This is a genomic window from Streptomyces sp. Je 1-369 (assembly GCF_026810505.1).
In the GTDB taxonomy this organism is placed as follows: domain Bacteria; phylum Actinomycetota; class Actinomycetes; order Streptomycetales; family Streptomycetaceae; genus Streptomyces.
This window is the reverse complement of sequence record NZ_CP101750.1, coordinates 5,522,213-5,549,102: the sequence shown is the minus strand read 5'-3', so window position 1 is coordinate 5,549,102 and position 26,890 is coordinate 5,522,213. Positions and strand designations below refer to the sequence as shown.

The window sequence follows — 26,890 nt, the reverse complement described above, 5'->3', positions numbered from 1 at the left end:
CGGCGGGCCCGGCGACCGATACGTCGCCGGGCCCGCCGGGCCTACCGTGGTTCCCGGACCGGACAACGGCAGGACCGGCAGACCGGGAGGTCGCACGATGTCGATCGCGCTCAACCACACCATCGTCCCGGCACGGGACAGCAAGGCGTCCGCCCAGTTCCTCGCGGACATCCTCGGCCTGGAGGTGGGCCCTCGGTACGGCCCCTTCATCCCCGTCGAGATCCCCAACGGCGTGACCCTCGACTACTACGACGGCGACGACGACGGCCCGTTCGTGCCCCAGCACTACGCCTTCCTCGTCTCCGAGGACGAGTTCGACGCGATCTTCGGCCGCATCAAGGACCGCGGTCTCCCTTACTGGGCCGACCCGTACCACCGGCGCGCCAACGAGACGAACACGAACGACGGCGGCCGCGGCGTCTACTGGGACGACCCGAACGGCCACAACCTGGAGATCATCACCAGGCCCTACGGCGCCGAGGGCTGAGCTCGGGGCGACGCGGCACCGACGGGTGCCGGCGATACGTGATCGACAGTCCCTTCGGTGCCGCGCCGGGGCAGGACTACTTCGCGTAGAACGCGTTGTAGATCGACAGCGTCGACTTGTTGCCCTTCTTGTCCGCGATCTTGGCGTGGAACGAGATCGCCTTGTTCTTCGCGGGGTTCTTCACGGAGATCTTGCCGTTGGTGACCGTGACCTTCTTCCAGGTCTGGCCGTAGTCGTAGGAGACGTACACGGCAAGGGACTTGAGGTTCGAGCCCGCGGCCGCGCCCTGGACCGTCACCGGCAGGGACTGCTTCTCGTCGGCCTTCACCCGGCTGCTCAGGTCGGTCTTCGCGCCGAACCGCACCGTGGAGACCGGCAGCTTCGCCTCGTCGACCTTCTTGGAGCGGAAGCTGAAGCTCGCGTCGACCCGCGTGGAGGCCGCGCCCACCTTGACGCTGCGCTTCACGGACGTCGACAGCTTGTACGCGGCGTCGCCCGACGGCACCTTGAACGGCTTCTCGCCGGTCAGCGGGTCGGTGTTCTCGCCGATCTGCGTGCCGTTGCGGGTGAGCGTCGTCTTGACCGACGTGTACAGCGAGTAGCCCGCGTGGGTCTGGCCGTCGGCGAGGACGGGGAGACTGCCGGTGATCTCGTTGCCGCGCCGGTGGACGCCGTACGCGCCACCGATGCGCGGGCCGAAGACGGCCGTGTTGAACTTCTTCTCGTAGGTCGCGCCCGGCTTGAAGGTCTGCGCGGCGCCCAGCGTGTAGGCGGTCTCAAGAGTCGGCCAGCCCTCCGGGTCGGGCGCGCCGTTCTGTTCGAACTCCAGACCCCACTTGACCTTGTCACCCGTGGACACGTACAGCCTGCGCTCGGTCGGCAGCTTCGACGGCACGGAGACGGACCAGCCGCCGTCGACGCCGGGCAGTTCCGCGGCCGCGCGCAGCGAGCCCGTCTTGCCGCTCGCGGCGGCGCCGAGCCCGACCTTGAGCGTGGCCAGGTCGGTCGCCTTGTAGTGCTTGGTGTAGCCGGTGGCGAGCTGCTTCACCTTGCCACCGGAGGTGACGTTGTACTCGGTGTTGTCGCCCTTGGTCCAGACTGCGGGCCACGACTGGCTGAGCGTGACGCCGGTCGGGGCGGCACCGATGGCGCCGGTGCGGAAGTTCTTGTACTCGTCCATCAGCCAGCCGAAGCCCGCGGCGAAGTCCGGCGTCTCGACCTTGTAGTCGGGTGCCGCGAGGACGCCCTTGAGGTCGGTCGCGGGCACGGTGATGTCGACGGGCTTGGCCGTCCGCGCGTCCACCGTCACCGTGGTGTTCTTGGTGACGTCCACCTTCGGCTGGGCGATCCAGTCGAGGCCCTTGTTGAGGTCCTCCAGGTCGACCGCGACGTTCGCGTCGAGCACGTAACTGCCCTTGGGCACACGGACCTTGACGGTGCCGGACGGGTCGTAGGAGCTACGGTCCGTGCCTCTGGCGGCGCCGGTGAGGCCGACGAACGAGTCCATGTAGTGCTTCGTCGGCTGTCCGTCACGCCCGAGGTGCTTGACGGTGACGTCGTACGACTCCACCTCGCGGTCGACCGCGGCCGCGGTGCGCACGGACTGGCCGCCGCCCTCCGCCACGACGTACGCGGAGTACGCGCCGTCGACCGTGCCGCCCAGCTTGGAGTCGGCCGTCAGGTCGACCGAGGCGGTGCCGCCCGCGGGGACCGTGACCTTCTTCGCGCCGAGGGTGAAGAAACCGGCCGGGGCCGGACGGCCCTTCGGGTCGGTCGCGGACACGGTCAGGTCGAGGGTGACCTCGTCCTTGCCGAGGTTCCGGTAGGTGACCTGCTTGGTGACCGGCTTGTCGTCGGTGTGCGGCCACTGCTGCGTGCCGAAGCTCACCGACACCGGGTCGGCGATGACGGTCTGCTTGATGGCCTTGTCGACGGCGATGCGTCCCGAACCCTGCTGGAACGCGGTGTAGTCGCCGCCCTTGGCGGAGCCGGCGAGCGCGCCCTTCAGCTCCGTGTACTTCCAGTCCGGGTGCTGCTGCTTGAGCAGCGCGGCGGCGCCCGCGGCGTGCGGGGTCGCCATCGACGTACCGGAGATCGTCAGATAGCCCTCGGGGTTCTGGCCGACCTCCTTCTCGATGACCGAGCCGGGTGCCGCGGCCGCCGTGATGTCCACGCCGGGCGCGGTCACGTCGGGCTTGACGGCGCTGTCGCCGACCCGCGGGCCCTGGCTGGAGAAGTCCGCCAGCTTGTCGTTGTCGTCGACGGCGCCCACGGTGAGGGCGGCGTCCGCGCTGCCCGGGGAGCCGACCGAGCCGGGCTCGCCGTCGTTGCCCGCGGCGATCGCGAAGAGGATGCCCTTGTCCTTGGACAACTTGTCGACCTGCGCTTCGAGCGGGTCGACGCCGGGGGCGTCGGGGCCGCCGAGGCTCAGGTTGACGACGTCGGCGCCCTCGGATGCCGCCCAGTCCATGGCGGCGATGATGCCGGAGTCCTCGCCGTAGCCGTCGTCGCCGAGGACCTTGCCGTTGAGGAGCTTGGCGCCGGGTGCGACGCCCTTGAACTTCCCGCCGGACTTGGCGCCCGTGCCGGCCGCGATGGACGCGACGTGCGTGCCGTGGCCGTAGCGGTCCTTGGCGTCGGCGGACTCCGTGAAGTTCCGCTCGGCGATCACCTGGTCCTTGAGGTCCGGGTGGGTGGCGTCGACGCCGGTGTCCAGGACGGCGATCTTGACGCCCTTGCCGTCGTACCCGGCGGCCCACGCCTTGTCGGCGCCGATCTGCTTGACGCTCTTGTCGAGGCTCGCCTTGCGGACGCCGTCGAACCAGACGTGGCTGATGCCGGACGCCGCGGTGCGGTCGGTGCCCTTGCCGCTGGTGAGCGCGGCCCACAGGTCGCCCGCGTCCTGCTTCGGCGTGCTGACCGCGTCGGCGTTCAGCGCCTTGAGGCTCCGGCGGACGGTGGTGTCACCGGCGCCGCGGACGTCGGCCTTGGCGGCGGTCGCCGAGCCCTTGTAGCCGACGATTATCCTGAGGGCCTTCTTCTGCGCCGCACGGTTGCGCTTCTTGTTCAGCTCCGTGACGTCGAAAAGGCGCCGGTCGAGGGTGCCGTCGGCTATCAGGCGCTGCGCGTCGGCGGGTATCAGCAGTGTGTGTCCGCCGCTGTTCCGCACCTGTACGGGTATGTGTTCGCGGCCCTTGGCGCGGTCCAGTCCGACCACGCGGCCTTCGGCGTCGAGGACGGCACGGTCACCGGTGATCAGCGTGACGCGGTCGTTGCCCGCACCCTTGCCGAGCCCGCCCTCCGCCGTGGCCGACTGTCCTGCGGTGGCCGGGTCCGCGGCCGCGGGGCTGGTCATGCCCGCCGCGAGTGCCACGGCGACCGCCGCGGCGATACTGGCCCCGTACGCTCTCTTCACTTGTCTGTGCAAGTCTCCCCCTGGAGGTTAAGGGGCTCCAGCCCCTCGGATGTCGAAGTATGCCGAGGGGAGAACACGCGCTCAATAGCGGGGCAGGAGTACAGAGTTGAGGCTGTCCTGATTTCATGACGCCTTAACGGCACTTGGCCGGATCCGGCCAATTCGGAAATACGGACCCCTGCCTTCCCCGTCTTCCCGCGCCGGAATGGACGCAGCCGTGTGAGTGCCGTGGGCGCGCGCTCGGGTGACGTCCCCGGGCCCGCGGTTGCCGCCCGCCCCCGCAGTGGAACGACAAGCGCCATGATCCCGACGCCCTCTTCGCGCCCTCGTGGTTCGATCCGGCTGGCCTGCCTCTGTGCGGCCGCCCTCACCCTGTCCACGGCCGCGGCGGTGGCCGAACCCAAGCCGTCGGACCCTCACCCGTCGGGCCCCCGCCCCTCCGCCAACGAGAAGGACGTCCTGCGCGAGCGCACCGTCGCCCTCGACGTCGCCGACTACCGGTGGCTGTGCGCGTCCGGCGGCTTCGGCGGGGCCACCGAGCACGCCCTGGACCTCTTTCCCGGCGTGCGGATCACCCTCGTCCAGGACGGCCGCACGGCGCGCGCCGACACCGTCACGTGGTCCGGTCACGTCAAGGGGGCGCCGGACCAGCAGGCGGTGATCTCGGCGAGCCACGTGTGCCGGCCGGCCGAGGGAACCCGGCCCGTCGTCGACGCCGTGGTCGACCTCGGCACGCGCACGTACCACCTCACCACCCTGCCCGGCGAGCGCCCGCGCCTGCGGATCACGGAGGAGGACCCCGGCGCGCGCCGCCATCCCTCGGCCGACAACGGCGCCCTCGACGCCGGCGCCGCCCGCGAACTGCGCGACTCCCTCGCCGACCGTGCCCCCGCCGACCCGGCCGACCCCGTCGTCATCGACGTCCTCGCCGGGCACACGCCTCCCGCGGTGCGCAGGGTGGGCGGCGAGCAGGCGATGGCGGCCCGCATCGGGATGGCCGAGTCGTACATGAACCAGGCCCTCGCGGACAGTGACGTCGCGGCCAGGATCGACATCGTCGACACGTACGACACCGGGTACAGCGGCGACCAGACGGCCACCGTCATGCTCGACAAGCTCTCCGACCCGCGGGACCGCGATCTCGGCGCGACCGCGCACCGCAAGCGCGAGGAGCTCGGCGTCGACCTGGTGACCGTCGTCAACGACGTCCCCGTCGGCTCGTCGGGCCAGGCCAGCCTGCCCACGAAGGGCCAGTTCGACGACGAGCTCGCGTACTCGGCCGTCGACGTCCAGTCCCTCAGTGAGTGGTACAACCTCGGGCACGAACTCGGCCACAACCTGGGCCTGTTCCACGACCGCGCCACGCTCGAACAGCAGGCGGGGCCGGGAGGCTACCAGGAGTTCCTCAACTCCCCCAGCGGCACCGGGTGGATCACCCCGCGCCGCGACCACCACACCCTGATGGCCTACTCGAACAGCTGCGGGCAGCCCTGCAAACCCGTCAACCAGTACTCGAACACCGAGCACACCGTGGAAGGCCAGCCGCTGGGCGACCAGAACAACAACAACGCCGCGCTGGCCCGCAAGTCCGCCCCCGTCGTCGCGGCCTACCGCACGCTGAAGGCGACCCGTGCCCGCCACCGGCTCACGCTGGACGCGAGCCCGAACGGCACGGTCAGCCCCGCCGTCCACGGCCCCTACACCCCGGGAACCACGGTGGGCCTCACGGCGAAGCCCGCGGCCGGCTACCGCGTCAGCGCCTGGATCGTCGACGGCGAGCGCCACGCGATCACGGACGAGAACGTGACGATGACGATGGACCGCCCGTACACCGTGAGCGCGGTCTTCACGCGGACCGGGGCGTGAGGGAGCCGGGTACGGAAGCGGCCCGCACCCCTCGTGGGATGCGGGCCGCTTCCGTACAGACCGGTACTGGAAGAGGGATCAGACGGCCGAGCCGGCCTTCCACTGCGCCCAGTCCATGTTCCAGCCGTTGAGGCCGTTGTCCGGGGCGATGGTCTTGTCGCCGGTGTTGCGGACGTCGACGACGTCACCGGTGATCGAGTTCTCGTAGAACCAGGAACCCGGCGTGCTCTTGTCGCCCGCTCCCTTGGCGTCCTGGAGGCCGATGCAGCCGTGGCTGGTGTTGGCGCCGCCGAAGATGGACGGCGAGCCCCAGTAGTTGCCGTGGATGAACGTGCCGGAGTTCGACAGGCGCATGGCGTGCGGGACGTCCTTGATGTCGTACTCGCCCTTGCCGTCGCCGTCCTTGAAGCCGACGGTCGCGCCGTCCATCCGGGTCTCCTTGAACTTCTCGGAGATCACCATCTTGCCGTTGTACGTCTTGTTCTGCGGCGAGCCCGCGGAGATCGGGATGGTCTTGACGACCTTGCCGTCCCGCATCACCTTCATCTGCTTCGTCTTGGCGTCGACGACGGAGACCTGGTTGCGGCCGATCTTGAACTGCACGGTCTTCTGCTGCACGCCGTAGACCCCGTCGGCGCCTTCGACGCCGTCGAGGTTCAGCTTCAGGGTGACCGTGGAGTTGCCCTTCCAGTACTGCTCGGGCCGGAAGTCCAGGCGGTTCGCGCCGAACCAGTGGCCGGAGATCTCCTGGCCGCTGCTGGACGAGACCTTGACGGCGGACTGCACTTCCTTCTTGTTGCTGATCGCCTTGTCGAAGTTGATCGACACGGGCATGCCGACGCCGACCGTGGAGCCGTCCTCGGGCGTGAAGTTGCCGATGAAGCTGTTGGCCTTCGAGACCGTCGTGAACGACGAGTTCTCGTGCGCCTTGCGGCCCTCGGAGTCCTTGGCGGTCGCCGAGATCTTGTACTTCGTGGCGCGCTCCAGCTGGGCGGTGGGCTTCCAGCTCTTCTGGTCCGCGGATATCTTGCCGGCGACGGCGGTGCCGTCATCGGCCTTCATCGTCACGTCCGTGAGCGTTCCCTCGCTCACCGTGACGGCGGCCGCGCTGTTGATGCTTGCGTTGTCGGAGCCGTTCTTCGGCGCGATCTTGATCTGGGCCGCGGAGGTCTTCTTCGCCGCCGCCTCGTCGACCTGGTTCTGCGACTCCTTGCCGCCGGAAGCCTTGTCGCCGTCGTCGCTGCTGCATGCCGAGAGCACGAGCACGCCGCTCACCAGAGCGGACACGGCCGCGACGCTCTTGCGCCCACGTCCGAGCCTGCGACTCCTACTTTCCGTCATCACACGCATCTCCATAGTTGCCGAATCCCCAGAACCAACCCCGAGAGTCCCCCGTAATCCCGCATAACGTCCTGCCCGGTTCGTCCCGTTCCACAACCGCGAAGAGTGTGGGGAACACCACGTCCGCGGTACTGGAATTGCCTCCCGTCGCCCCTCGGGCCGAGGAGGCGGACCGTGCGGGGTGAGACGACGGAACCCCGAGCGGCGGTTGCTGCCCGGGGTTCCCGATTCCGCATTCTTCAATCCGGACTACAAGTCGTCGTCCTCGCCATCATCCTCGTCCGGGTCCCAGTCCGGTGCGTCGGGGTCGTAGTCGACCGACTCGCTGCTCCACGAAGCCTGTGTGAGCTCGGTGCCCGGCACCTGGCTGACCAGGTCGAAGGGGTCCACGAGGTAGGCGAGCGCCTCGGCGACGTCCTCCTGGACCGCCGTCTCGGCGTGCGCCCGCTCCTCGGCGGGCATCTGCTCGTCCTCGGCGATGTGGCCGAGGGCGGCGCCGGTCAGCTTCTCGGCGTCACCCACCTCGACGACCATTTCGACCCTCAGCCGTACAAACCGTGATGTCTCGTCTCCACTCATACGACGGAGGGTACGGCCCCCGGCCCCCGCGACTTTCCCGCGACCCGCACCTTTCATTAGCATCGCCCCACACGGCCAATTCGCCAGCGCCACAAGGGGGATCCGATTCCGTGTCCGCACGCCGATCACTGCTGACCACCGCCGCCGCCGGAGCCCTGCTCGGCGCCCTGTGCTTCGTCCCCTCCGCCAACGCGACGTCGCCCGCGACCCATGAGGCCCCCAGGAGCGAGAGCGCTTCCTCCCCACACACGACCGCGTCCGGGACGGCCACCGAGACGACCACCGAGGCCTCCGACCGCCTCGCGGAGACGGGCGGCTTCGACACGACCCCGTACGTCGTCGGCGGCACGGCGTTCCTGAGCCTCGGCGCGGGCTTCGTCGTCTTCTCCGTCCGCAGAGAGCGCACGAGCGGCGGCAAGGTCTCCTACCGAGCCGTGCGCGGGTAGATCTCCCGGGCACGGGGAGTGGCCTCTCCCCGTGGGCCGCTACTCTGCGGCGATGATCACCTCGGACACGTACTCCAACGACTCGGACATCGCGGTCGCCGCGGCACGCGCGGGCGCTGATGTCGTACGCGGCCTGTACGGCCGACGGCTCGCCCGCATCGACAAGGGCGCGGGCGACTTCGCCACCGAGGCCGACGTGGCGGCCGAGAAGGCGATCCTCGACGTCATACGCGCCGCCCGCCCGGACGACACTCTGCTCGGCGAGGAAGGGGGCCGCCAAGGTGCCGCCGACGTCGCGCGCCAGTGGCTGGTCGACCCGCTGTGCGGAACGCTGAACTACGCCGTGGGCAACATGCTCGTCGCCGTCAACGTGGCGCTGCGCGACGGGGCGGCGGCGGTGACGGCGGCAGTGGCGGACCCGTTCGGCGGCGAGGTGTTCCACACGGACGGGACGTCCGCGTGGGTGCGGGACGGCGCCGCGGACGCGCCGCTGGTCCCCTCCGCCGACACCCGGCTCGTCGACGTCAACCTCGATCCGCCCTTCCCGAGCGCGCCGGGGTTCCGCGGCGTGGACCTGCTGGCCCACCCCGAGTTCGTCGCACGGTTCCGGCCGCGGGTCGTGTCGACGTCGCTGGCGCTGGCGTGGGTCGCGGCGGGCCGGCGCGCCGCGTACGTCACCGACGGCGGCGACCTGTCGGGGAGCGTGCACTTCGCCGCGGGTATCGCCCTGTGCCGGGCGGCGGGCTGCGTGGTCACCGGAGTTGACGGCGCGGCGCCCGGGAGAGGCGGCCGCGGGCTCGTGGCCGCGGCCGACGCGGAGACCCATGAGCTGCTGATGTCGATGATCCGGAACTGACGGGCCGAACGGAATTGTCAGCGATCTCCTGCGGAATTGTCCGTGATCCGTAACAGACGCATCCTCCCGCCTCCCTGACTCGTCCTGCCGGGTGGCCGCACGGCGGCGACCGGGGGAAACGACGGGGATTTGGCGAGAGGGGCGGGCATGGCACGGCACAGCGGCGGGCGGGGCTGGTACGGCAAGTTGATCGGGGCGGCGCTCGGGGTGACGATGCTCGCCACCGGCGCTTCGGTGTGGACCGCGCAGGCCGGTGACGCGGACGACGCGTCACCGGAGGCGACCGCGCCCGCCGACCCGGGCCAGAACGTGAAGCCGGTGTCGAGGACCATCGCGCACGCCTCGGAGAAGGGGAAGCGCGGCATCAACATCACCATCGACGACGGCCCCGACCCCAAGTGGACCCCGCAGATGCTCGACCTGCTGCGGCAGAACGGGGTGAAGGCCACGTTCTGCATGGTGGGGACCCAGGCGCAGGCCCACCCCGACGTCGTGAAGAAGGTCGTCGCGGACGGGCACCGCCTCTGCGACCACTCGATATCGCACAACACCGGCATGGACAAGGAGTCCAACGCCTACCAGTCGAAGCAGATCCTCGACGCCGAACGCATGATCACCAAGGCGTCCGGCGGCGTCCGCCCCATGTACTACCGCGCGCCCGGCGGCGCGTTCACCCCGTACAGCCGCAAGCTCGCCGCCGACCGCGGCATGCGCCCGCTGGGCTGGAACGTGGACACCAAGGACTTCGAGCTGCCGGGCACGGACGCCATCGTCGCGACCGTCGAGCGTGAGCTGCCCAACGGTCCGACGCTCCTCTTCCACGACGCGGGCGGCGACCGCACCCAGACCGTCGAGGCCCTGCGCCGGCTCCTCCCCCGGCTGAAGGCGCAGGGCTACACCTTCGGCTTCCCGGTCCGCTAGGCCAGCGGTCCCGTCACCGGCTCGACCGCCGTCAGCACCGCGCCCGACCTGACGAACGCGTCCGCCGCCGCCAGGTCCGGCGCGAGGAAGCGGTCCGGGCCCGGGCCCTCGACGCCCGCCTTGCGGACGGCTTCGATGACCGCCTGCGTCGCGGGCGCCGGGGTGAGGCCCTCGCGGAGTTCGACGGCGCGCGTGGCGGCGTACAGCTCGATGGCCACGATGCGGGTGAGGTTGTCGACCGCGGTGCGCAGCTTGCGGGCCGCGGACCAGCCCATGGAGACGTGGTCCTCCTGCATGGCGGAGGACGGGATGGAGTCGGCGGAGGCCGGGACGGCGAGCCGCTTCATCTCGCTGACCAGGGCCGCCTGCGTGTACTGGGCGATCATGAGGCCCGAGTCGACGCCCGCGTCGTCCGCGAGGAACGGCGGCAGGCCGTGCGAGCGGTTCTTGTCGAGCAGCCGGTCGGTGCGGCGCTCGGCGATCGAGCCGAGGTCGGCCGCCGCGATGGCGAGGAAGTCCAGGACGTACGCGACCGGGGCGCCGTGGAAGTTGCCGTTGGACTCCACGCGTCCGTCGGGCAGGACGACGGGGTTGTCGACGGCTGCGGCCAGCTCGCGTTCGGCGACGAGGCGCGCGTGGGACATCGTGTCCCGGCCCGCGCCCGCGACCTGCGGCGCGCACCGCACCGAGTAGGCGTCCTGGACGCGCGGCGCGTCGTCCTGGTGGTGGCCGGTGAGGCCGGATCCGGCGAGGACGGCGAGCATGTTGGCGGCTGAGGCGGCCTGGCCCGGGTGGGGGCGGATGGCGTGCAGCTCGGGCGCGAGGACCTTGTCCGTGCCGAGCAGGGCTTCCAGGGTGAGGGCCGCGGTGACGTCGGCCGACTTGTAGAGGGTCTCCAGGTCGGCGAGGGCCATCACCAGCATGCCGAGCATGCCGTCGGTGCCGTTCAGGAGGGCGAGGCCCTCCTTCTCGCGCAGCTCGACCGGCGTGATGCCGTGCGCGGCGAGCAGCTCGCCCGCGGGCCGCACCTCGCCGTCGGGGCCCTCGGCGTCGCCCTCGCCCATCAGCGTCAGCGCGCAGTGGCTGAGCGGCGCGAGGTCGCCGGAGCAGCCCAGGGAGCCGTACTCGTGGACGACGGGCGTGATGCCCGCGTTGAGTACGTCGGCCATGGCCTGCGCGACCTCGGGGCGTACGCCCGTGTGGCCGGAGCAGACCGTCTTCAGGCGCAGGAACATCAGCGCGCGCACCACTTCGCGCTCCACGCGCGGGCCCATGCCTGCCGCGTGCGAGCGCACGATGTTGCGCTGCAGCTGGGCGCGGAGGTCGGGGCCGATGTGGCGGCTGGCCAGGGCGCCGAAGCCGGTCGAGACGCCGTACACGGGCTCGGGCTTGGCCGCGAGCGCGTCGACGATCTCGCGGGCGGCGGTGAGCGCCGCCCGCGCGTCGGCGGTGAGTTCGATCCGTGCGTTGCCGCGCGCGACGGCGATGACGTCCGCCGCGGTCGTCCCGGAGGTCCCAAGGGCCACGGTGCCCACGCTGTGCATATCCATATTCAGCAGCGTACGGACTGAATCGCCAGGTGTCACGGGTGGAATTGGAGGGAGCCACTTACCGCGAGGTCAGCCGCGCCCCATCGCCCCGCGGAACGTCATGCCGCATGCCGCTGTCAGCCGCCGGTGGGCCGCGGCCCCCGCCCCCGGAACTTGCGCCGCTCCCCCGTCCGGTGGACCCCCGCCGGCGCGTCCGCGAGCCGTACCACCGGGTCGTCCACGCCCTCGCGCCCCGCCACCACCGGCTTCATGGCGCGCGCGGCCTTCGCGCGGTACTGCGCCGCGTCGGCGAGCCGGAAGAGGCGGCGGGCCGAGCGCACCGCGCCGATCGGGTCCCCGGTCGACGCCACCCCGCACGCGACGCCGTCGCCGAGCTCCAACTCCGACGCGCGTACGCAGAGTTCATCGGCGACCCGCACCACCTCGTCGGCGGTGGGCCCGACCGCGACGAGGCAGAACTCGTCGCCGCCGAGCCGCGCCGCGAGCGTCCCCGGCAGCATGGCGCCGCAGAGCGAGAGGACCGAGCCGAAGCGTTCGAGGAGGCGGTCACCGACCGCGTGGCCCTGGGTGTCGTTGACCCGCTTGAGGCCGTTGACGTCGCAGACGACCAGACTCACCACGGCCCCCTCGGCGAGGTGCCGCTCCACCGCCTCGTCGAGGCGCAGGTCGACCGCGCGGCGGTTGGCGAGCCCCGTCAGCGCGTCCGTGAAGGCGAGACGGCGCGCCTCCTCCAGGCGCTCGGTCTGCGCGATCCCGGCGGCCACCACTGCCGTCAGGACCGTCGCGAAGTCGGCGTCGGCCCGCTCGAAGACCGGCTCGCCCGGCGGCCGCGCCACGTACAGCTCGCCCCACGCGCGCCCGTGCAGCACGACCGGGGCGACCACGCAGCAGCCGCGCCCCCTGCGGCGCAGGGCGGCGACGCGCTGGTGGCAGTAGCCGGGCTCGCGGGCGTCGGCGGGACCCTCCGCGGTCTCGACCCAGGCGTGCGGTTCGCCGCCGCCCGCCCAGTGCTCGTGCAGGAACTCGGTGATCTCCGGGAACTGGTGGACGGGGTACGCCTCGTTCTCCGGGAACTCCTCCTCGCCGTGGACGCGTTGTCCCGCGTTCACGAGCACCCGCAGCCGGCCCATGTCCCGCTCCCACACGGACAGCGCGGCGAAGCTCCCGCCCAGCGCGCGGCAGGTGCCGAGAGCGGCCGCCCGCCAGGACTCGCGCGGAGTGTGCGCGGCGGCCATTCCCTGCGCCAGCTCGACGACGGCCCGCAGCCGGACATCCTCTCCCATTTCCCCAGATTAGGAGGTTTGCCGCATTTTGGTACGTCGAGACATGACACAACGTGAGCGCGGAGGGGCCGCCCCGGAGCCCTACCGCCCGCCCGCTGGACCCCCGCTGCACACCCGACCCGCTACACCCCCGCTACACCCCGGGCCACTGCGGCTTCCGCTTCTCGTTGAAGGCCGCCACGCCCTCCGCGCGGTCGGCCGAGAACGCCACCGTGCGCCACGCCGCGTCCTCGACTTCCAGGCCCGCCCGCAGGTCGAGGCCGTGCCCGAGGCGCAGGGCGCGCTTGGCGGCGCGCAGGCCGACCGGCGAGTTCGCGGCGATGCGGGCGCCGAGCGCCAGCGCCTCCGTACGGGCCTCGCCCTCCGCCACCAGCAGGTCGACCAGACCCAACTCCCGCGCCTCCGCGGCCTCCACGCGGCGCGCGGAGAAGATCAGCTCGGCGGCGCGGGCGGCGCCCACGCGGCGCGGCAGGAGCTGGGTGCCGCCACCGCCGGGGATGACGCCGACGGACACCTCGGGGAGTCCGACGACCGCGGTCGAGTCGGCGACGATCATGTCGCAGGAGAGCGCGAGCTCGAACCCGCCGCCGAGCGCGAAGCCGTGCACGGCGGCGACGGTGGGCATGGGCAGGTCCAGGACGCCGGTGTACGAGGCGCGGGTCGTGGGGCGCTGGCGGCGCAGCTCGTCGTCGCTGAAGGAGTTCCGCTCCTTCAGGTCGGCGCCCACGCAGAACGCCCGCTCGTGGGTGGAGGTCAGGACGACGACGCGGGCGTCGTGGTCCTCGGAGAGCGCGGCGCAGGCGGTGGCGATGGAGCGGGCCATCTCCGAGGAGACGGCGTTCATCGCCTTGGGGCGGTCCAGGACGAGCTCGACGACGTGGCCGTGCCGCCTGACCGCCACGTACTCCCCGTACCGCTGCTCGTCGCCCATGACGCTCCTCCACCTCCGGTTAACGGCCGTTACCCGGGGATCATGTCACCGGGCACCCCGGCGGGGGAAGGGACTCCTCAGCCCCGTCGCGCCAGCAGCCACGGCTCGACGACGCCGAGACCGCGGACCGGGCGCTGCCACATCGGCTGGAGCGCGAAGCGGTACGAGGGCGGCTCCTCGCCCTCCTTCTCGGCCGCGGCGGCCTCCTCCGCGGCCTGGGTCTCGGAGGCGGGGGCGTCGCCCGTGCGGGTCAGCTCCTCGGCGAACGCGCCGTCCACGAGGACCGCGTCGCGTGGCGCTATCGAGGTGAGGCGGCTCGCGAGGTTCACGGTCGTACCGAAGACGTCGCCCATGCGGGTCGTCACCGTGCCGAAGGCGATGCCGACGCGCAGCTCCGGCATCGTCTCGTCGTTGGCCATCGTCTCGATGAGACGGAGTGCGATCTCGGCGGCGACGCCCGCGTCGTCGGCGGCGTAGAGGACTTCGTCGCCGAGGGTCTTGATGAGGCGTCCGCCGTGGGCGGCGACGAGGTCCGCGGCGGTCGTCTCGAAGGCCTCGACGAGCTCGCCGAGCTCCTCCTCCTCCATGCGCCGGGTCAGCCGGGTGAACCCGACGAGGTCGGCGAAGCCGACGGCGAGGCGCCGGTCCACCATCTCGTCGTCGTCCGCGGCCTGCACGACGCGGCCGGTGGCTGCGGCGAGCTGGCGGCGCCACACATAGACCAGGAACTCCTGCAGCTCGGGCAGGAGCAGCTCGATCAGGGGGTACGTGACCTCGGTCCGTGTCATGCCCGGCTCGGGAGGTTCGGTGAGCCCCTCCAGGAAGGAGTCGATCTGCCACTCGGCGAGGCGGGCGGTGGTCTGTCCCGTGGACCGGGCCACCTGTACGGCCATGGCCTCGCTCAGGAGGCCCGCCTCGACGAGGCCCGCGAGGCGGCGCAGGGCGAGTACGTCCGCCTCGGTGAGGGCCTTGGCCTGGCCGATGTCGGGAAAGCCCATGGCCCGCCAGAAGCGGGACGCCAGCTCCATCGAGACGCCTGCGCTGCGGGCGGCCTGGAAGGGGGTGTAGCGGCGGTCCGCGCCGAGGATGAGCTGTTCGAGGCGGAGCGCGAGCGGGTCCCTCTCGGCGTCGTCCTCGTCCTTCTCGTCCACGTCAGGCACTTCCGGCACGCCGGAGTCGTCCCTCGTGCGGCCCGCCACGGACCCGGCGGTACGGCTGTCCCCGCCGTCGGAGGCGGGGTGCTCGCCCTCGCCTGAGCCCGTGTCGTCGACGGTCACGCCTGCTGCCCTTCCGATCTGCCGCGGTCAGGTATCGACCGGCGCCAACTTTACGGCAGGTGTGCCGCAGCTCACTCCCGACTCCCGCGACGCGCTCCTTGACGACGGGGGATCGGTTACCCCGCGCCGTCCGGCGCGCCCCGGCGCGTGCGCGATGCCGTCGCGCGGCTGCGGGCGGGTGGTGGCTGGTCGCGCAGTTCCCCGCGCCCCTTAAACACCCGCCTCCCGCGCGTGCCGCGCGATGCCGCCGCGCGGCTGCGGGTCCGTCGTGGCTTGTCGCGCAGTTCCCCGCGCCCCTTACAAGCCGCCTCCCGCGCGTGCCGCGCGATGCCGCCGCGCGGCTGCGGGCGGGTGGTGGCTGGTCGCGCAGTTCCTCGCGCCCCTTAAGCGCCCGCCTCCGCGCGTGCCGCGCCGTGCCGTCGCGCGGCTGCGGGTCCGTCGTGGCTGGTCGCGCAGTTCCCCGCGCCCCTAAAAGCACACCCGTTGCCCCCCGCCCCGGGGCGCCCCGTTACCCCGCCGGGCGCAGGTGCACGATGTCTCCTGCGCCCACTGGTTCCTGCATGCCCTCCTTTGTGGCCAGGATCAGGCGGCCGTCGCCGTCTACTGCTACTGCCTCGCCTTCCAGGGCGCGGTCGCCGGGGAGTTCCGCGCGGACCTGGCGGCCCAGAGTCGCGCAGCCTGCGGCGTAGGTTTCCTGGAGGCGGGAGGCGGTCGGGTCGCCGGAGGCGGAGCGCCAGTCGGCGTACCACTGTTCCAGGGACCGCAGGACGGCCCGCAGCAGCGGGTCGCGGTCCGTGACCTTCGCGCCGGCCAGGGCGAGCGAGCCCGCCGTCGGTACGGGCAGCTCGTCCTCGCGCAGGGTGACGTTGAGGCCGACGCCGATCACGATGCCCCCGCCGGACGCCGAACCCGCCCGCTCCGCGAGGATGCCGCCCGCCTTCCGTTCCTGGTCACCGACGGTGACCAGGACGTCGTTCGGCCACTTGAGTGCCGTGTCGACGCCGGCGACGCGGGAGAGGCCCGTCGCCACCGCGACGCCCGTGAGGAGCGGCAGCCAGCCCCACCGTTCGATCGGCACCTCGGACGGCTTGAGCAGCACGGAGAAGAAGAGGCCCGAGCGCGCGGGCGCGGACCAGCGGCGGTCCAGGCGGCCGCGCCCCGCGCTCTGCTCCTCGGCGACGAGGACCGCCCCCTCGGGAAGCTCGTCCGCGCGCGCCGCGAGGTCGGAGTTGGTGGAGCCGGTCGCGGCCACCACGTCGAGGGAGGACCACAAACCGCCGTCCCTGAGCAGGGTCCGACGGAGCGAGGCCCCGTTCAGGGGCGGCCTGTCGAGGTCGGACCAGCGGTTGTCTTCAGCATCTGACGGCGTCATGCAAGCCACCTTAGGTGTGGTAAACGCCGCACTGCCGAACGGTATGGGCGCCGATACGCTACGGGTCAGTAGCCAGCCGCACAGCCGTAGACAAGCACCTTTGAGCAGGCAGGGAGCCGCATCCCGATGTCCGAGCCGGAACAGCCCAACGTGCCCGCGTCAGACCGCACCGCCGAAGACGGCGCCATCGACATCCATACGACCGCGGGAAAACTTGCCGACCTGCAGCGCCGCATCGAGGAGGCCAAGCACGCGGGCTCGGCCCGAGCGGTGGAGAAGCAGCACGCCAAGGGGAAGCTGACGGCGCGCGAACGCATTGAACTGCTGCTCGACGAAGGCTCCTTCGTCGAGCTCGACGAGTTCGCGCAGCACCGGTCGACCAACTTCGGCCTGGAGAAGAACCGGCCGTACGGCGACGGCGTGGTGACCGGATACGGCACCGTCGACGGCCGCCCGATCGCCGTGTTCTCGCAGGACTTCACCGTCTTCGGCGGCGCACTCGGCGAGGTGTTCGGCCAGAAGATCGTCAAGGTCATGGACTTCGCGCTGAAGACCGGCTGCCCGGTCGTCGGCATCAACGACTCCGGCGGCGCCCGCATCCAGGAGGGCGTCATGGCCCTCGGGATGTACGGGGAGATCTTCCGCCGGAACACCCACGCGTCCGGTGTGATCCCGCAGATCTCCCTGGTCGTCGGGCCGTGTGCCGGCGGCGCCGTCTACTCCCCCGCGATCACCGACTTCACGGTCATGGTCGACCAGACCTCGCACATGTTCATCACCGGGCCCGACGTCATCAAGACCGTCACCGGCGAGGACGTCGGCTTCGAGGAGCTGGGCGGCGCCCGCACCCACAACTCCACGTCGGGTGTGGCGCACCACATGGCGGGCGACGAGAAGGACGCGATCGAGTACGTCAAGTCGCTCCTGTCGTACCTGCCTTCGAACAACCTCAGCGAGCCGCCCGCCTTCCCGGAAGAGGCGGACCTCGCGCCCACGGACGAGGACCTGGCGCTGGACACGCTGATCCCGGACAGCGCGAACCAGCCGTACGACATGCACGGCGTCATCGAGCACGTCCTGGACGACGCCGAGTTCTTCGAGACGCAGCCGCTGTTCGCGCCGAACATCCTCACCGGCTTCGGCCGGGTCGAGGGCCACCCCGTGGGCATCGTCGCCAACCAGCCGACGCAGTTCGCGGGCTGCCTGAACATCGACGCCTCGGAGAAGGGTGCCCGGTTCGTCCGCACCTGCGACGCGTTCAACATCCCGGTCATCACCTTCGTCGACGTGCCGGGCTTCCTGCCGGGCGTCGAGCAGGAGCACACGGGCATCATCCGCCGCGGCGCGAAGCTCATCTACGCGTACGCGGAGGCCACCGTCCCGCTGATCACGATCATCACGCGGAAGGCGTTCGGCGGCGCGTACGACGTGATGGGCTCCAAGCACCTGGGCGCGGACCTGAACCTGGCCTGGCCGACCGCGCAGATCGCGGTGATGGGCGCGCAGGGCGCGGTCAACATCCTGCACCGCCGCACCATCGCCGAGGCCGGGGACGAGGTCGAGGAGGTCAGGGCGCGGCTCATCCAGGAGTACGAGGACGCCCTGCTGAACCCGTACACGGCGGCCGAGCGCGGCTACGTCGACGCGGTGATCATGCCGTCCGAAACCCGCTCCCACCTCGTGCGCGGTCTGCGTCAGCTGCGTACGAAGCGGGAATCCCTTCCTCCGAAGAAGCACGGCAACATCCCCCTCTAGTCCCTCAGGGAGGGCTCATGATCAAGGTCGTACGCGGAAATCCGACCCCGGAGGAGCTCGCCGCCGCCCTGGCGGTGGTCCAGGTGCGCGCCGCGGCGGTGGCGGACGGACCGTCCGGCGCGCCCGAGCTGCCCGACTCCTGGGCGGACCCCGCGCGGGTGGCCCGCCACCGACTGCCCGCCCCCTCGCCGACGGCGTGGGGCCGCAGCTACTGGCCCGGCTAGAGCAGCCGTGGCGGTCGGGCTCCGGGGAACTTGAGTACGCGTACTCAGGCGCCCCGGCCCGCCCGGCCGCACCATCGACTGCATGCTGTGGTCGGACCCGGAGAACAACCCTCCGAAGGACATGCGGGACCTACAGGCGAAGATGCGGCGCGCGGGCCTCGTCCTCGCCCTGGCGATGGTCATCGCGATGTTCGTGCTCAACATCCACTGAGGACCCCACGCCCTGCCGCGCCCGCGTGGGCGCTCGCTACGCTGACCGCATGAGTGATCAGCCCCGCCGTCTCGTCCTCGCCTCCCAGTCCCCCGCCCGGCTCGGCCTGCTCCGGCAGGCGGGCCTCGCCCCCGAGGTGATCGTCAGCGGCGTCGACGAGGACAAGGTGTCCGCGCCGACCCCCGCCGAGCTCGCCCTCGCCCTCGCCGAGGCCAAGGCGTCCGTGGTCGCCGCGCGGCCCGACGCCAAGGGCGCGCTGGTCATCGGCTGCGACTCGGTCCTCGAACTGGACGGCCGGGCGCTCGGCAAGCCCGCCGACGCCGAGGAGGCCGCCGCCCGCTGGAAGGACATGCGCGGCCGCGCGGGCGTCCTGCAGACCGGGCACTGCGTCCGCGACACCGTCTCCGGGCGGTACGCGTCAGCGACGGCGTCCACCGTCGTCCGTTTCGGTGAGCCCTCCGACGCCGAGATCGCCGCCTATGTGGCGAGCGGCGAACCGCTGCACGTGGCGGGGGCTTTCACGCTGGACGGCCGCTCGGCACCGTTCATCGACGGCATCGAGGGCGACCACGGCAACGTCATCGGCCTCTCGCTGCCCCTGCTGCGCCGCCTGCTCGCGGAACTGGGCGTGGGCATCACGGAGTTGTGGCAGCGGTAGCCGGGAGCGGCCGACAGAGGCTGCCGCGGCGGCTCAGGCGGCCTGGGGCGCCGCCACCGCGGCGTCCTGCTGCGCCTTCCTCTCGTACGCCACGAGCGGCAGGACGATCAGGCCGAGCACGACCATCATGAACGCGAACGCGGCCCAGCCCACCAGGCCCACGCAGAAGGCCCCCAGGAGCGCGTGCAGGACGGCGCAGCTGATCAGGAGGATGTGGCCGAAGGTGCCCGGGGCGCGGTCGCGCACGGCGGTGCGGGCGAGGACGAACGCGCACAGCGCGAGGTAGCCGCCGACGAGGGCGCCGGCGATCCAGGTCGAGACGGTCATAACCTGCGGATCGAGGCCGGCCAGGGACATGTCCTGGTTGTCGACGACGTAGCCGAGAATCACGTTGAGGAGCGCGATGCCGACCGCCTCCGCGAGGAGAACGATCGCGCCAACCCAGGCCACCGGTCTGCGCGCCACGGCGCCCACCCTCTTCCGCTTGCTGTTACCGCTAGTACGTCCGAGCCATCGCGAACGCTACTAACGGGTAGAACGGGGGACAAGAGCTGTGCCGCAGGCAAAGAATCATTGGGCCATTCGTAGGGACTCCACAAAGAAAGCCCCGCGTCCGCAGCGCTGACGCACAGAGACCTTGACCACATCGGAGGGCTACGCTGCCGTGGAGGGACCCTGCGTACCGCGGTGCGACAAGGGTTTTCGCGAACCTAGCCGGTCTCGAGTGACACTCCGTGTGGGCAAGCTCACCATTGGGGACGGGTCGTAAGGCCGTGTCGGCAGTCCCTAAACTCGGCTTGTTTCAAGGAGGGAGCCATCGTGCGCAAGGTGCTCATCGCCAACCGTGGCGAAATCGCTGTCCGCGTTGCCCGGGCATGCCGGGATGCAGGGATCGCGAGCGTAGCCGTCTACGCAGACCCTGACAGGGACGCTCTGCATGTACGGGCAGCCGATGAGGCGTTCGCGCTGGGCGGTGACACTCCGGCCACCAGCTACTTGGACATCTCCAAGGTGCTGGCCGCGGCCAAGGACGCGGGGGCGGATGCCATCCACCCCGGCTACGGCTTCCTTTCGGAGAACGCCGACTTCGCGCAGGCCGTCATCGACGCGGGCCTGAACTGGATCGGCCCGCCGCCGCAGGCCATCCGCGACCTCGGCGACAAGGTCGCCGCGCGGCACATCGCGCAGCGCGCGGGTGCCCCGCTGGTCGCGGGCACGCCCGACCCGGTGTCCGGCGCCGACGAGGTCGTCGCCTTCGCCGAGGCGAACGGCCTGCCGATCGCCATCAAGGCGGCGTTCGGCGGTGGCGGCCGCGGTCTGAAGGTCGCCCGCACGCTCGAAGAGGTCCCGGAGCTGTACGACTCCGCGGTGCGCGAGGCCGTGGCGGCCTTCGGCCGCGGCGAGTGCTTCGTGGAGCGCTACCTCGACAAGCCGCGGCACGTCGAGACCCAGTGCCTCGCCGACAAGCACGGAAACGTCGTGGTCGTCTCGACCCGCGACTGCTCGCTGCAGCGCCGCCACCAGAAGCTCGTCGAGGAGGCGCCCGCGCCGTTCCTGACCGCCGAGCAGAACGCCGAGCTGTACGCCGCCTCCAAGGCGATCCTCAAGGAGGCCGGCTACGTCGGCGCGGGCACCGTCGAGTTCCTCGTCGGTGTCGACGGCACGATCTCCTTCCTGGAGGTCAACACCCGTCTCCAGGTGGAGCACCCGGTCACCGAGGAGGTCGCGGGCATCGACCTCGTCCGGGAGATGTTCCGCATCGCCGACGGCGAGGAACTCGGTTACGGCGACCCCGAACTGCGCGGTCATTCCTTCGAGTTCCGCATCAACGGCGAGGACCCGGGCCGCAACTTCCTGCCCGCGCCCGGCACCGTCACCACGTTCGCGCCGCCGTCGGGCCCCGGTGTCCGCCTGGACGCGGGCGTCGAGTCCGGCTCGGTCATCGGCCCGGCCTGGGACTCGCTCCTCGCCAAGCTGATCGTCACCGGCGCCACCCGTGAGCAGGCGCTCCAGCGTGCCTCCCGCGCGCTGGCGGAGTTCAACGTCGAGGGCATGGCCACGGCCATCCCCTTCCACCGTGCCGTCGTCACGGACCCGGCGTTCGCGCCGGAGCTGACCGGCTCCAGCGACCCGTTCACGATCCACACCCGGTGGATCGAGACCGAGTTCGTCAACGCGATCCCGCCGTTCACGGCCACCGGGGACGCCGAGACGGACGAGGAGCCGGGCCGCGAGACGGTCGTCGTCGAGGTCGGCGGCAAGCGTCTCGAGGTCTCGCTGCCGTCCTCCCTGGGCATGACCATCGCGCGCACCGCGGCGGCGGGCGGCGCCCGCCCCAAGCGCCGCGCGGCCAAGAAGTCGGGCCCCGCGGCGTCCGGTGACACCCTCGCCTCGCCCATGCAGGGCACGATCGTCAAGGTCGCGGTCGAGGAGGGCCAGGAGGTCATGGAGGGCGACCTGGTCGTCGTCCTGGAGGCCATGAAGATGGAACAGCCCCTGAACGCGCACCGTTCGGGCACGGTCAAGGGCCTCACCGCAGAGGTCGGCGCGAGCCTGACGTCCGGCGCGGTGATCTGCGAGATCAAGGACTGACCCCGCGGCAGACGCACACGTGACGGGCCGGGCTGGTTTTCTTCCAGCCCGGCCCGTCACGTTCCCGTCGCACTCCGTCCCGTCGCACTCCGTCCCGAACAAGCGCAACCGCCCCCGCCCCGCCCCGCGTCCTCCCCCGCGTAGAACCGAAGGCCACGGGGGGACTTCAGTGAAACGCACGGGGGACGTCGTCGGGCTGCTCGCAGCGGCAGCCGTCATCGGTACGACCGGATGGTTCGCGGCCACCGCGGACGCCGGGCAGCGCTACGAGGCCGGGCTCGCCCTCGGCCTGTCCACGGCCCTGTCCGTCGCGCTCCTGCGCCGCTTCACCCACCTGCCGCTGGGCAGACGCCGCCCCTACACGTTCGCGCTCCCGCTGCCCGCGTCCGACTGGTCGGCCCCGCCGCCGGACCCGGCAGGCGACCCGGAGGCGCTGCGCCCGCACGCCGAACGGCGGGCCGGGCTGCTCAGCGACGCGTCGGCGCTCGGCGACACGCTCCGCCACACCTGCACGCTGACCCCGCAACTCCGCGCCGAGCTGGCGTCCTTCGCGGTCACCGCGTCGATCCAGGCGAGCAACTCGGTGATCGCCCCGATCGGTGAGGGGCCCAGGAGCCCCGACCCGGCGTACGACGCGGCCCACGCCCTCGGCGAGCTCGTCGCGGCGGTCGAGTTCAGCCGCATCGGGATGCGCGCCCTGGAGGCCCTGGTGACGGAGCGGCCGCTGCGGCCCGACCCGCCCTGCTACTTCAACCCGCTGCACGACCGCGGGCACGCGCGCGTGGCGCTGCCCGGCGCCCCGCACGGCACCGAGGAGGTCGCCGCGTGCCACGGCTGCGCCAAGGGCCCCGAGCCGCTCCTGGTGCCGTCGGAGTGCGGCCCGGTGCCGTACTACGACAGCGACGCCGTCGACGCCCGCTGGCGCCTGCTCGGTTACGGCGCGGTGGTCCCGGACAACGGCGCCACGATGATCGCGACGGCCCGGGACGGCTTCCGTGACCCGGGTCCGGCGGTGCCCTCCGGGGGCGGCGGGGGCGGTCTCAAGAGATTTCGTACGAAGGTGAGTTGATGATCATGAGTGACCTGGTCACCGGTGTGCTGAGCGGACTGGTCGTCGGCACCTGTGTCACGTATCCGCTGGTCCTGTGGCTGACCCGGAACCTGAGCGGCGGCTCCCTGCCGCCGCACCGCCGCGAGCGCAGGGCCCGCACGGAGCTGGACGCCTTCTTCGCCCGCCAGGATTCCTGACCACGGGGCAGTGGCATCCTTGGGGGACGCGTACGTTCACGAAGGGTGCGGGGATGACGACCGGCACGGGCCAGCAGGCGAGAGCGCCGCAGCAGGCGGCACAGTCGGCGCGCACCATGCGGGCCGACGCCCGCCGCAACTACGACCGGCTGCTCGCCGAGGCGCGCTCCGCCTTCGCCGAGCACGGCACGGGCGCGTCCCTCGAGGACGTGGCGCGCCGCGCGGGCGTCGGCATCGGCACGCTCTACCGGCACTTCCCCAATCGGCACGCGCTGATGAGCGCGGTCTGGGAGGACGCGGTGTGCGACCTGCTCGCGCGCTCGCACGCGCTGCTGGACGACCCGCAGCCGTGCTCCGCGCTGGTGGCGTGGCTGCGCGCCATCATCACTCATGCGGGTGAGTATCGCGGCCTGTCGAGCGCGCTCATGTCGGCGTCGCACGACGACACCTCGGCACTCGCGCAGTGCAGCATGCCCATGCGTGAGGCGGGCGCGGCCCTGCTGCTCCGCGCGCAGGAGGCGGGGGCGGTGCGGCCCGACGTCTCCATCGGCGACCTGCTCCAGCTGACCAACGCGATCTCCCTGGCGGCCGAGGAGACTCCGGACGATCCGGAGCTCGCCGACCGCCTGCTCACGCTGACCCTGCGGGGGCTGAAGGCCGACGGGGGCTGAAGGCTCCCGCCGGAATCAGCGGCGGCGCAGGTCCGCGACCCGCGCCGCCCGTTCCCCGGGGGGCTGTTCCCCGAGGAGCGCACTGCGCAACTGCTGGCCCGGGCCCGCCCCGTGAGTGCGACGCTGACCCGGCAGGGGCACGTCCCGGCGCGGCTGGCGCCCCGCCGGGACGGAGTCGACACCGGGCGCGGAGTTAGGGCTTGCGGCACCGCCCGCCACCGTGATCTGCACGCCCTGGTCGGCCAGGGCCTGCAGTTCCGTCGCGGCACGGTCGTCGTGCCCCGGCGGTTCGTCCGTGACCAGGCGGGTGATGACGTCCGTCGGCACCGTCTGGAACATCGTGTCGGTGCCGAGCTTGGTGTGGTCCGCGAGGACCACGACCTCGGCCGCCGCCTGGACCAGCGCGCGGTCCACGCTCGCGGAGAGCATGTTGGACGTGGAGAGGCCGCGCTCGGCGGTCAGACCACTGCCCGACAGGAAGGCCCGTGACACCCGCAGTCCCTGGAGGGACTGCTCGGCCCCACTGCCCACGAGTGCGTAGTTCGAGCCGCGCAGGGTGCCGCCGGTCATGACGACTTCCACCCTGTTGGCGTGTGCCAGCGCCTGTGCCACCAGGAGGGAGTTGGTGACGACGGTCAGGCCGGGTACCCGCGCGAGCCGGCGGGCCAGCTCCTGCGTGGTCGTACCCGCCCCGACGACGATGGCTTCGCCTTCTTCGACGAGACCCGCCGCGAGATCGGCGATAGCCGTCTTCTCGGCGGTCGCGAGATGTGATTTCTGCGGAAAGCCGGACTCCCGCGTGAATCCGCCCGGCAATACCGCACCGCCATGTCGGCGGTCGAGGAGTCCTTCTGCCTCCAGCGCGCGCACGTCCCGCCGTACGGTCACTTCGGAGGTCTGGACGACGCGGGCGAGCTCACGGAGCGATACCGCCCCGTTGGCCCGCACCATTTCGAGGATCAATTGGCGACGTTCTGCAGCGAACACGAAACTGACAGTAACCCCAACGACCGTCTGCTTTCAGCAGTTTGCGCCGAATTACAGAAGTTGTTCGCACGGCAGGACGGGAAGTGGTATAGGTGCTTACTCTCCCCGCCTATGCCGCGCGAATGGGCGACAACAGTGCGTGACCTGCAAAGAGTTGATTCAGGCCGCCGACAGGATCAGCCTTCGCCCGCCGTCTTCCGGGTGTGCAGCTGACGCGCCACCTCCGCGATCGACCCCGAAAGAGACGGGTACACGGTGAACGCATTCGCGATCTGCTCGACCGTCAGATTGTTGTCGACCGCGATCGAGATGGGGTGGATCAGTTCCGAAGCGCGCGGTGCGACGACCACACCGCCGACCACGATGCCCGTGCCCGGACGGCAGAAGATCTTGACGAAACCGTCGCGGATGCCCTGCATCTTCGCGCGCGGATTGCGCAGCAGCGGCAGCTTCACCACGCGGGCGTCGATCTTTCCGCCGTCGACGTCGGCCTGGCTGTAGCCGACGGTCGCGATCTCCGGGTCGGTGAAGACGTTCGCCGACACGGCCTTCAGGTTCAGCGGCTGCACCGCGTCGCCCAGGAAGTGGTACATCGCGATGCGCCCCTGCATGGCGGCGACGGAGGCCAGCGCGAAGATCCCGGTCACGTCACCGGCCGCGTACACGCCGGGGGCCGACGTCCGCGACACCTTGTCGGTCCAGATGTGCCCGGAGTCCTTCAGCTTGACCCCGGCCTCCTCCAGACCCATGCCGCTGCTGTTCGGGATGGCACCGACGGCCATCAGGCAGTGCGACCCGGAGATGACGCGGCCGTCGGCGAGGGTGACCTCGACCCGGTCCCCGACGCGCTTGGCGGAAGCGGCACGGGAACGGGACATCACGTTCATGCCGCGGCGCCGGAAGACGTCCTCAAGGACGGCGGCCGCGTCCGGGTCCTCACCCGGAAGCACCCGGTCACGACTCGACACGAGGGTCACGTTCGACCCGAGCGCCTGATAGGCACCGGCGAACTCGGCACCGGTCACGCCCGAACCGACCACGATGAGCTCCTCGGGCAGCTCGTCGAGGTCGTACACCTGGGTCCAGTTCAGGATCCGCTCGCCGTCGGGCAGGGCGTCGGGCACCTCGCGCGGATGCCCGCCGGTCGCGATCAGTACGGCATCGGCGACAAGAGTCTCCTCGCTCCCGTCCGCGGCCCGCACGACGACCTTCCGCGACCCGTCGATGTCCTGCTGCCCCTCGAGCCGCCCGCGCCCGCGCAGCACGCGCGCACCGGCCCGCGTCACCGACGCGGTGATGTCGTGGGACTGGGCGAGCGCGAGCCGCTTCACACGGCGGTTGACCTTGCCCAGGTCGACGCCGACCACGCGCGCGGGGGTGTCGATGTGCGGGGTGTCGTCAGCGACGATGATCCCCAGCTCCTCGTACGAGGAGTCGAAGGTGGTCATCACCTCGGCCGTGGCGATCAGAGTCTTGGACGGCACGCAGTCGGTGAGCACCGACGCCCCGCCCAGACCGTCGCAGTCGACGACGGTCACCTCCGCGCCGAGCTGGGCGGCCGTAAGAGCCGCCTCGTATCCGCCGGGTCCGCCGCCAATGATCACGATCCGAGTCACGTACTCCATTGTCCCGCACGCTTCAAGGTGCTCACGCCCCGGGGGCCTCCGTCCGTGGGACGGCCCCCCGTCCGGGCGGTCCTCCCGTTCCAGGAGGGGCGTACTTGATTGCTGCCGTACCCTCGACCACATGTCGCTCTACGCCGCGTACGCCGGCAATCTGGATCCGCGGCTCATGTCACGCCGCGCACCGCACTCACCGCTGCGCGCGACCGGGTGGCTGACCGGCTGGCGGCTCACGTTCGGCGGGGAACACATGGGCTGGGAAGGCGCGCTCGCCACGCTCGTCGAGGCGCCGCGCTCCCAGGTCTTCGTCACGCTCTACGACATCGCCCCCATGGACGAGGACTCCATGGACCGCTGGGAAGGCGTCGGCCTCGACATCTACCGGCGCATGCGGGTCCGCGTGGACACCCTGGAGGGCGAGGAACCCGCCTGGGTGTACGTCCTCAACGGTTACGAGGGAGGGCTCCCCTCGGCCCGCTACCTGGGCGAACTGGCGGACGCGGCGGAATCGGCGGGCGCACCCCACGACTACGTGATGGAACTCCGCAAACGCCCTTGCTGAGCCCGCCGGGCCGCCGTCCCGCTCCCTCTCGTCTCC

The 26,890-nt window shown here is 71.4% G+C and carries 25 protein-coding genes; 14 read left to right on the top strand and 11 right to left on the bottom strand.

Annotated elements, in window-relative coordinates:
• Positions 1 to 97: 97 nt before the first annotated feature.
• On the top strand, positions 98 to 487 hold the full coding sequence (locus tag NOO62_RS25395) for a VOC family protein (protein WP_268773159.1): 390 nt from the start codon (positions 98 to 100) through the stop codon (positions 485 to 487).
• A gap of 76 nt (positions 488 to 563) precedes the next feature.
• Here the strand turns inward: NOO62_RS25395 and NOO62_RS25390 are convergent, their stop codons facing one another.
• Positions 564 to 3,902, bottom strand: coding sequence for a S8 family peptidase (locus NOO62_RS25390; RefSeq protein WP_268773158.1), 3,339 nt, complete (start codon positions 3,900 to 3,902; stop codon positions 564 to 566).
• Positions 3,903 to 4,202: 300 nt separating this feature from the next.
• Between NOO62_RS25390 and NOO62_RS25385 the strand changes: the two genes are divergently transcribed.
• Positions 4,203 to 5,768 (top strand): InlB B-repeat-containing protein, encoded by a 1,566-nt coding sequence (locus NOO62_RS25385; protein ID WP_268773157.1) that lies wholly within the window; start codon positions 4,203 to 4,205, stop codon positions 5,766 to 5,768.
• 78 nt (positions 5,769 to 5,846) lie between these two features.
• Here NOO62_RS25385 and NOO62_RS25380 read toward each other — a convergent pair whose 3' ends face one another.
• Together NOO62_RS25380 and NOO62_RS25375 are read right to left on the bottom strand one after the other, a co-directional pair.
• The gene (locus NOO62_RS25380; protein WP_268773156.1) at positions 5,847 to 7,109 is read right to left on the bottom strand and encodes a L,D-transpeptidase; all 1,263 of its coding nucleotides are present in this window, start codon (positions 7,107 to 7,109) and stop codon (positions 5,847 to 5,849) included.
• Between the two features lie 249 nt (positions 7,110 to 7,358).
• On the bottom strand, positions 7,359 to 7,688 hold the full coding sequence (locus tag NOO62_RS25375; RefSeq protein ID WP_268773155.1) for a hypothetical protein: 330 nt from the start codon (positions 7,686 to 7,688) through the stop codon (positions 7,359 to 7,361).
• Between the two features lie 110 nt (positions 7,689 to 7,798).
• Between NOO62_RS25375 and NOO62_RS25370 the strand changes: the two genes are divergently transcribed.
• The 3 genes from NOO62_RS25370 to NOO62_RS25360 all read left to right on the top strand — a co-directional run bounded on the left by NOO62_RS25370 (position 7,799) and on the right by NOO62_RS25360 (position 9,911).
• Entirely contained in the window at positions 7,799 to 8,134 is a 336-nt protein-coding gene (locus NOO62_RS25370; protein ID WP_268773154.1) for an LAETG motif-containing sortase-dependent surface protein, read from the top strand.
• A gap of 52 nt (positions 8,135 to 8,186) precedes the next feature.
• A complete protein-coding gene (locus tag NOO62_RS25365; RefSeq protein ID WP_268773153.1) occupies positions 8,187 to 8,990 on the top strand; it encodes an inositol monophosphatase family protein in 804 nt (267 codons plus the stop codon).
• A 147-nt stretch (positions 8,991 to 9,137) separates the two neighbouring features.
• The gene (locus tag NOO62_RS25360) at positions 9,138 to 9,911 is read left to right on the top strand and encodes a polysaccharide deacetylase family protein (RefSeq protein ID WP_268773152.1); all 774 of its coding nucleotides are present in this window, start codon (positions 9,138 to 9,140) and stop codon (positions 9,909 to 9,911) included.
• On the opposite strand, the gene hutH is transcribed toward NOO62_RS25360, so the two are convergent.
• The 5 genes from hutH to NOO62_RS25335 all read right to left on the bottom strand — a co-directional run bounded on the left by hutH (position 9,908) and on the right by NOO62_RS25335 (position 16,324).
• The gene (gene hutH / locus NOO62_RS25355; protein WP_414931012.1) at positions 9,908 to 11,446 is read right to left on the bottom strand and encodes a histidine ammonia-lyase; all 1,539 of its coding nucleotides are present in this window, start codon (positions 11,444 to 11,446) and stop codon (positions 9,908 to 9,910) included. The genes NOO62_RS25360 and hutH overlap by 4 nt on opposite strands.
• A gap of 131 nt (positions 11,447 to 11,577) precedes the next feature.
• Positions 11,578 to 12,744 (bottom strand): sensor domain-containing diguanylate cyclase, encoded by a 1,167-nt coding sequence (locus tag NOO62_RS25350; protein ID WP_268773151.1) that lies wholly within the window; start codon positions 12,742 to 12,744, stop codon positions 11,578 to 11,580.
• A gap of 133 nt (positions 12,745 to 12,877) precedes the next feature.
• The gene (locus tag NOO62_RS25345) at positions 12,878 to 13,675 is read right to left on the bottom strand and encodes an enoyl-CoA hydratase/isomerase family protein (RefSeq protein ID WP_268773150.1); all 798 of its coding nucleotides are present in this window, start codon (positions 13,673 to 13,675) and stop codon (positions 12,878 to 12,880) included.
• 77 nt (positions 13,676 to 13,752) lie between these two features.
• Entirely contained in the window at positions 13,753 to 14,952 is a 1,200-nt protein-coding gene (locus tag NOO62_RS25340) for an adenylate/guanylate cyclase domain-containing protein (protein WP_398974723.1), read from the bottom strand.
• A 508-nt stretch (positions 14,953 to 15,460) separates the two neighbouring features.
• On the bottom strand, positions 15,461 to 16,324 hold the full coding sequence (locus NOO62_RS25335; RefSeq protein ID WP_268773149.1) for a biotin--[acetyl-CoA-carboxylase] ligase: 864 nt from the start codon (positions 16,322 to 16,324) through the stop codon (positions 15,461 to 15,463).
• A 126-nt stretch (positions 16,325 to 16,450) separates the two neighbouring features.
• Between NOO62_RS25335 and NOO62_RS25330 the strand changes: the two genes are divergently transcribed.
• From NOO62_RS25330 to NOO62_RS25315, 4 genes are all read left to right on the top strand, one after another.
• Positions 16,451 to 18,079: an acyl-CoA carboxylase subunit beta gene (locus tag NOO62_RS25330; protein ID WP_268773148.1), complete on the top strand. Its 1,629-nt coding sequence runs from the start codon at positions 16,451 to 16,453 to the stop codon at positions 18,077 to 18,079.
• A gap of 17 nt (positions 18,080 to 18,096) precedes the next feature.
• Positions 18,097 to 18,303 carry an acyl-CoA carboxylase subunit epsilon gene (locus tag NOO62_RS25325; protein WP_268773147.1) on the top strand — a complete coding sequence of 69 codons (207 nt, stop codon included), beginning with the start codon at positions 18,097 to 18,099 and terminating at the stop codon, positions 18,301 to 18,303.
• A gap of 82 nt (positions 18,304 to 18,385) precedes the next feature.
• Positions 18,386 to 18,514: a morphogenic membrane protein MmpB gene (mmpB, locus tag NOO62_RS25320; protein WP_268773146.1), complete on the top strand. Its 129-nt coding sequence runs from the start codon at positions 18,386 to 18,388 to the stop codon at positions 18,512 to 18,514.
• 49 nt (positions 18,515 to 18,563) lie between these two features.
• A complete protein-coding gene (locus tag NOO62_RS25315) occupies positions 18,564 to 19,172 on the top strand; it encodes a nucleoside triphosphate pyrophosphatase (protein WP_268773145.1) in 609 nt (202 codons plus the stop codon).
• Positions 19,173 to 19,205: 33 nt separating this feature from the next.
• Here NOO62_RS25315 and NOO62_RS25310 read toward each other — a convergent pair whose 3' ends face one another.
• Positions 19,206 to 19,637: a hypothetical protein gene (locus tag NOO62_RS25310; RefSeq protein ID WP_268773144.1), complete on the bottom strand. Its 432-nt coding sequence runs from the start codon at positions 19,635 to 19,637 to the stop codon at positions 19,206 to 19,208.
• 354 nt (positions 19,638 to 19,991) lie between these two features.
• Here NOO62_RS25310 and NOO62_RS25305 point away from each other — a divergent pair, with 354 nt between their 5' ends.
• The 4 genes from NOO62_RS25305 to NOO62_RS25290 all read left to right on the top strand — a co-directional run bounded on the left by NOO62_RS25305 (position 19,992) and on the right by NOO62_RS25290 (position 23,683).
• Complete coding sequence (locus tag NOO62_RS25305; protein WP_268773143.1) at positions 19,992 to 21,764, top strand: acetyl/propionyl/methylcrotonyl-CoA carboxylase subunit alpha; 1,773 nt, start codon at positions 19,992 to 19,994, stop codon at positions 21,762 to 21,764.
• 169 nt (positions 21,765 to 21,933) lie between these two features.
• On the top strand, positions 21,934 to 22,833 hold the full coding sequence (locus NOO62_RS25300; RefSeq protein ID WP_268773142.1) for a hypothetical protein: 900 nt from the start codon (positions 21,934 to 21,936) through the stop codon (positions 22,831 to 22,833).
• 5 nt (positions 22,834 to 22,838) lie between these two features.
• Positions 22,839 to 23,012 (top strand): hypothetical protein, encoded by a 174-nt coding sequence (locus tag NOO62_RS25295; RefSeq protein WP_268773141.1) that lies wholly within the window; start codon positions 22,839 to 22,841, stop codon positions 23,010 to 23,012.
• A 53-nt stretch (positions 23,013 to 23,065) separates the two neighbouring features.
• On the top strand, positions 23,066 to 23,683 hold the full coding sequence (locus NOO62_RS25290; RefSeq protein ID WP_398974702.1) for a TetR/AcrR family transcriptional regulator: 618 nt from the start codon (positions 23,066 to 23,068) through the stop codon (positions 23,681 to 23,683).
• Positions 23,684 to 23,698: 15 nt separating this feature from the next.
• On the opposite strand, the gene NOO62_RS25285 is transcribed toward NOO62_RS25290, so the two are convergent.
• Positions 23,699 to 24,670 carry a DeoR/GlpR family DNA-binding transcription regulator gene (locus tag NOO62_RS25285; RefSeq protein ID WP_268773140.1) on the bottom strand — a complete coding sequence of 324 codons (972 nt, stop codon included), beginning with the start codon at positions 24,668 to 24,670 and terminating at the stop codon, positions 23,699 to 23,701.
• Between the two features lie 176 nt (positions 24,671 to 24,846).
• Positions 24,847 to 26,295, bottom strand: coding sequence for an NAD(P)H-quinone dehydrogenase (locus NOO62_RS25280; protein WP_268773139.1), 1,449 nt, complete (start codon positions 26,293 to 26,295; stop codon positions 24,847 to 24,849).
• 121 nt (positions 26,296 to 26,416) lie between these two features.
• On the opposite strand from NOO62_RS25280, the gene NOO62_RS25275 reads away from it, so the two are divergent.
• Entirely contained in the window at positions 26,417 to 26,854 is a 438-nt protein-coding gene (locus NOO62_RS25275; protein WP_055568517.1) for a gamma-glutamylcyclotransferase, read from the top strand.
• The last annotated feature ends 36 nt before the right edge of the window (positions 26,855 to 26,890 follow it).

Excerpts from the sequence above, each read along its gene's own strand:
- NOO62_RS25380 (WP_268773156.1), bottom strand. The coding sequence starts at position 7,109 with ATGACGGAAAGTAGGAGTCGCAGGCTCGGACGTGGGCGCAAGAGCGTC.
- NOO62_RS25275 (WP_055568517.1), top strand. The coding sequence starts at position 26,417 with ATGTCGCTCTACGCCGCGTACGCCGGCAATCTGGATCCGCGGCTCATG.
- NOO62_RS25375 (WP_268773155.1), bottom strand. The coding sequence starts at position 7,688 with ATGAGTGGAGACGAGACATCACGGTTTGTACGGCTGAGGGTCGAAATG.
- NOO62_RS25290 (WP_398974702.1), top strand. The coding sequence starts at position 23,066 with ATGACGACCGGCACGGGCCAGCAGGCGAGAGCGCCGCAGCAGGCGGCA.
- NOO62_RS25360 (WP_268773152.1), top strand. The coding sequence starts at position 9,138 with ATGGCACGGCACAGCGGCGGGCGGGGCTGGTACGGCAAGTTGATCGGG.
- NOO62_RS25330 (WP_268773148.1), top strand. The coding sequence starts at position 16,451 with ATGTCCGAGCCGGAACAGCCCAACGTGCCCGCGTCAGACCGCACCGCC.
- NOO62_RS25365 (WP_268773153.1), top strand. The coding sequence starts at position 8,187 with ATGATCACCTCGGACACGTACTCCAACGACTCGGACATCGCGGTCGCC.
- NOO62_RS25315 (WP_268773145.1), top strand. The coding sequence starts at position 18,564 with ATGAGTGATCAGCCCCGCCGTCTCGTCCTCGCCTCCCAGTCCCCCGCC.
- mmpB (WP_268773146.1), top strand. The coding sequence starts at position 18,386 with ATGCTGTGGTCGGACCCGGAGAACAACCCTCCGAAGGACATGCGGGAC.
- NOO62_RS25295 (WP_268773141.1), top strand. The coding sequence starts at position 22,839 with ATGAGTGACCTGGTCACCGGTGTGCTGAGCGGACTGGTCGTCGGCACC.
- NOO62_RS25345 (WP_268773150.1), bottom strand. The coding sequence starts at position 13,675 with ATGGGCGACGAGCAGCGGTACGGGGAGTACGTGGCGGTCAGGCGGCAC.
- NOO62_RS25350 (WP_268773151.1), bottom strand. The coding sequence starts at position 12,744 with ATGGGAGAGGATGTCCGGCTGCGGGCCGTCGTCGAGCTGGCGCAGGGA.
- NOO62_RS25395 (WP_268773159.1), top strand. The coding sequence starts at position 98 with ATGTCGATCGCGCTCAACCACACCATCGTCCCGGCACGGGACAGCAAG.
- NOO62_RS25280 (WP_268773139.1), bottom strand. The coding sequence starts at position 26,295 with ATGGAGTACGTGACTCGGATCGTGATCATTGGCGGCGGACCCGGCGGA.
- NOO62_RS25385 (WP_268773157.1), top strand. The coding sequence starts at position 4,203 with ATGATCCCGACGCCCTCTTCGCGCCCTCGTGGTTCGATCCGGCTGGCC.
- NOO62_RS25325 (WP_268773147.1), top strand. The coding sequence starts at position 18,097 with ATGATCAAGGTCGTACGCGGAAATCCGACCCCGGAGGAGCTCGCCGCC.
- NOO62_RS25335 (WP_268773149.1), bottom strand. The coding sequence starts at position 16,324 with ATGACGCCGTCAGATGCTGAAGACAACCGCTGGTCCGACCTCGACAGG.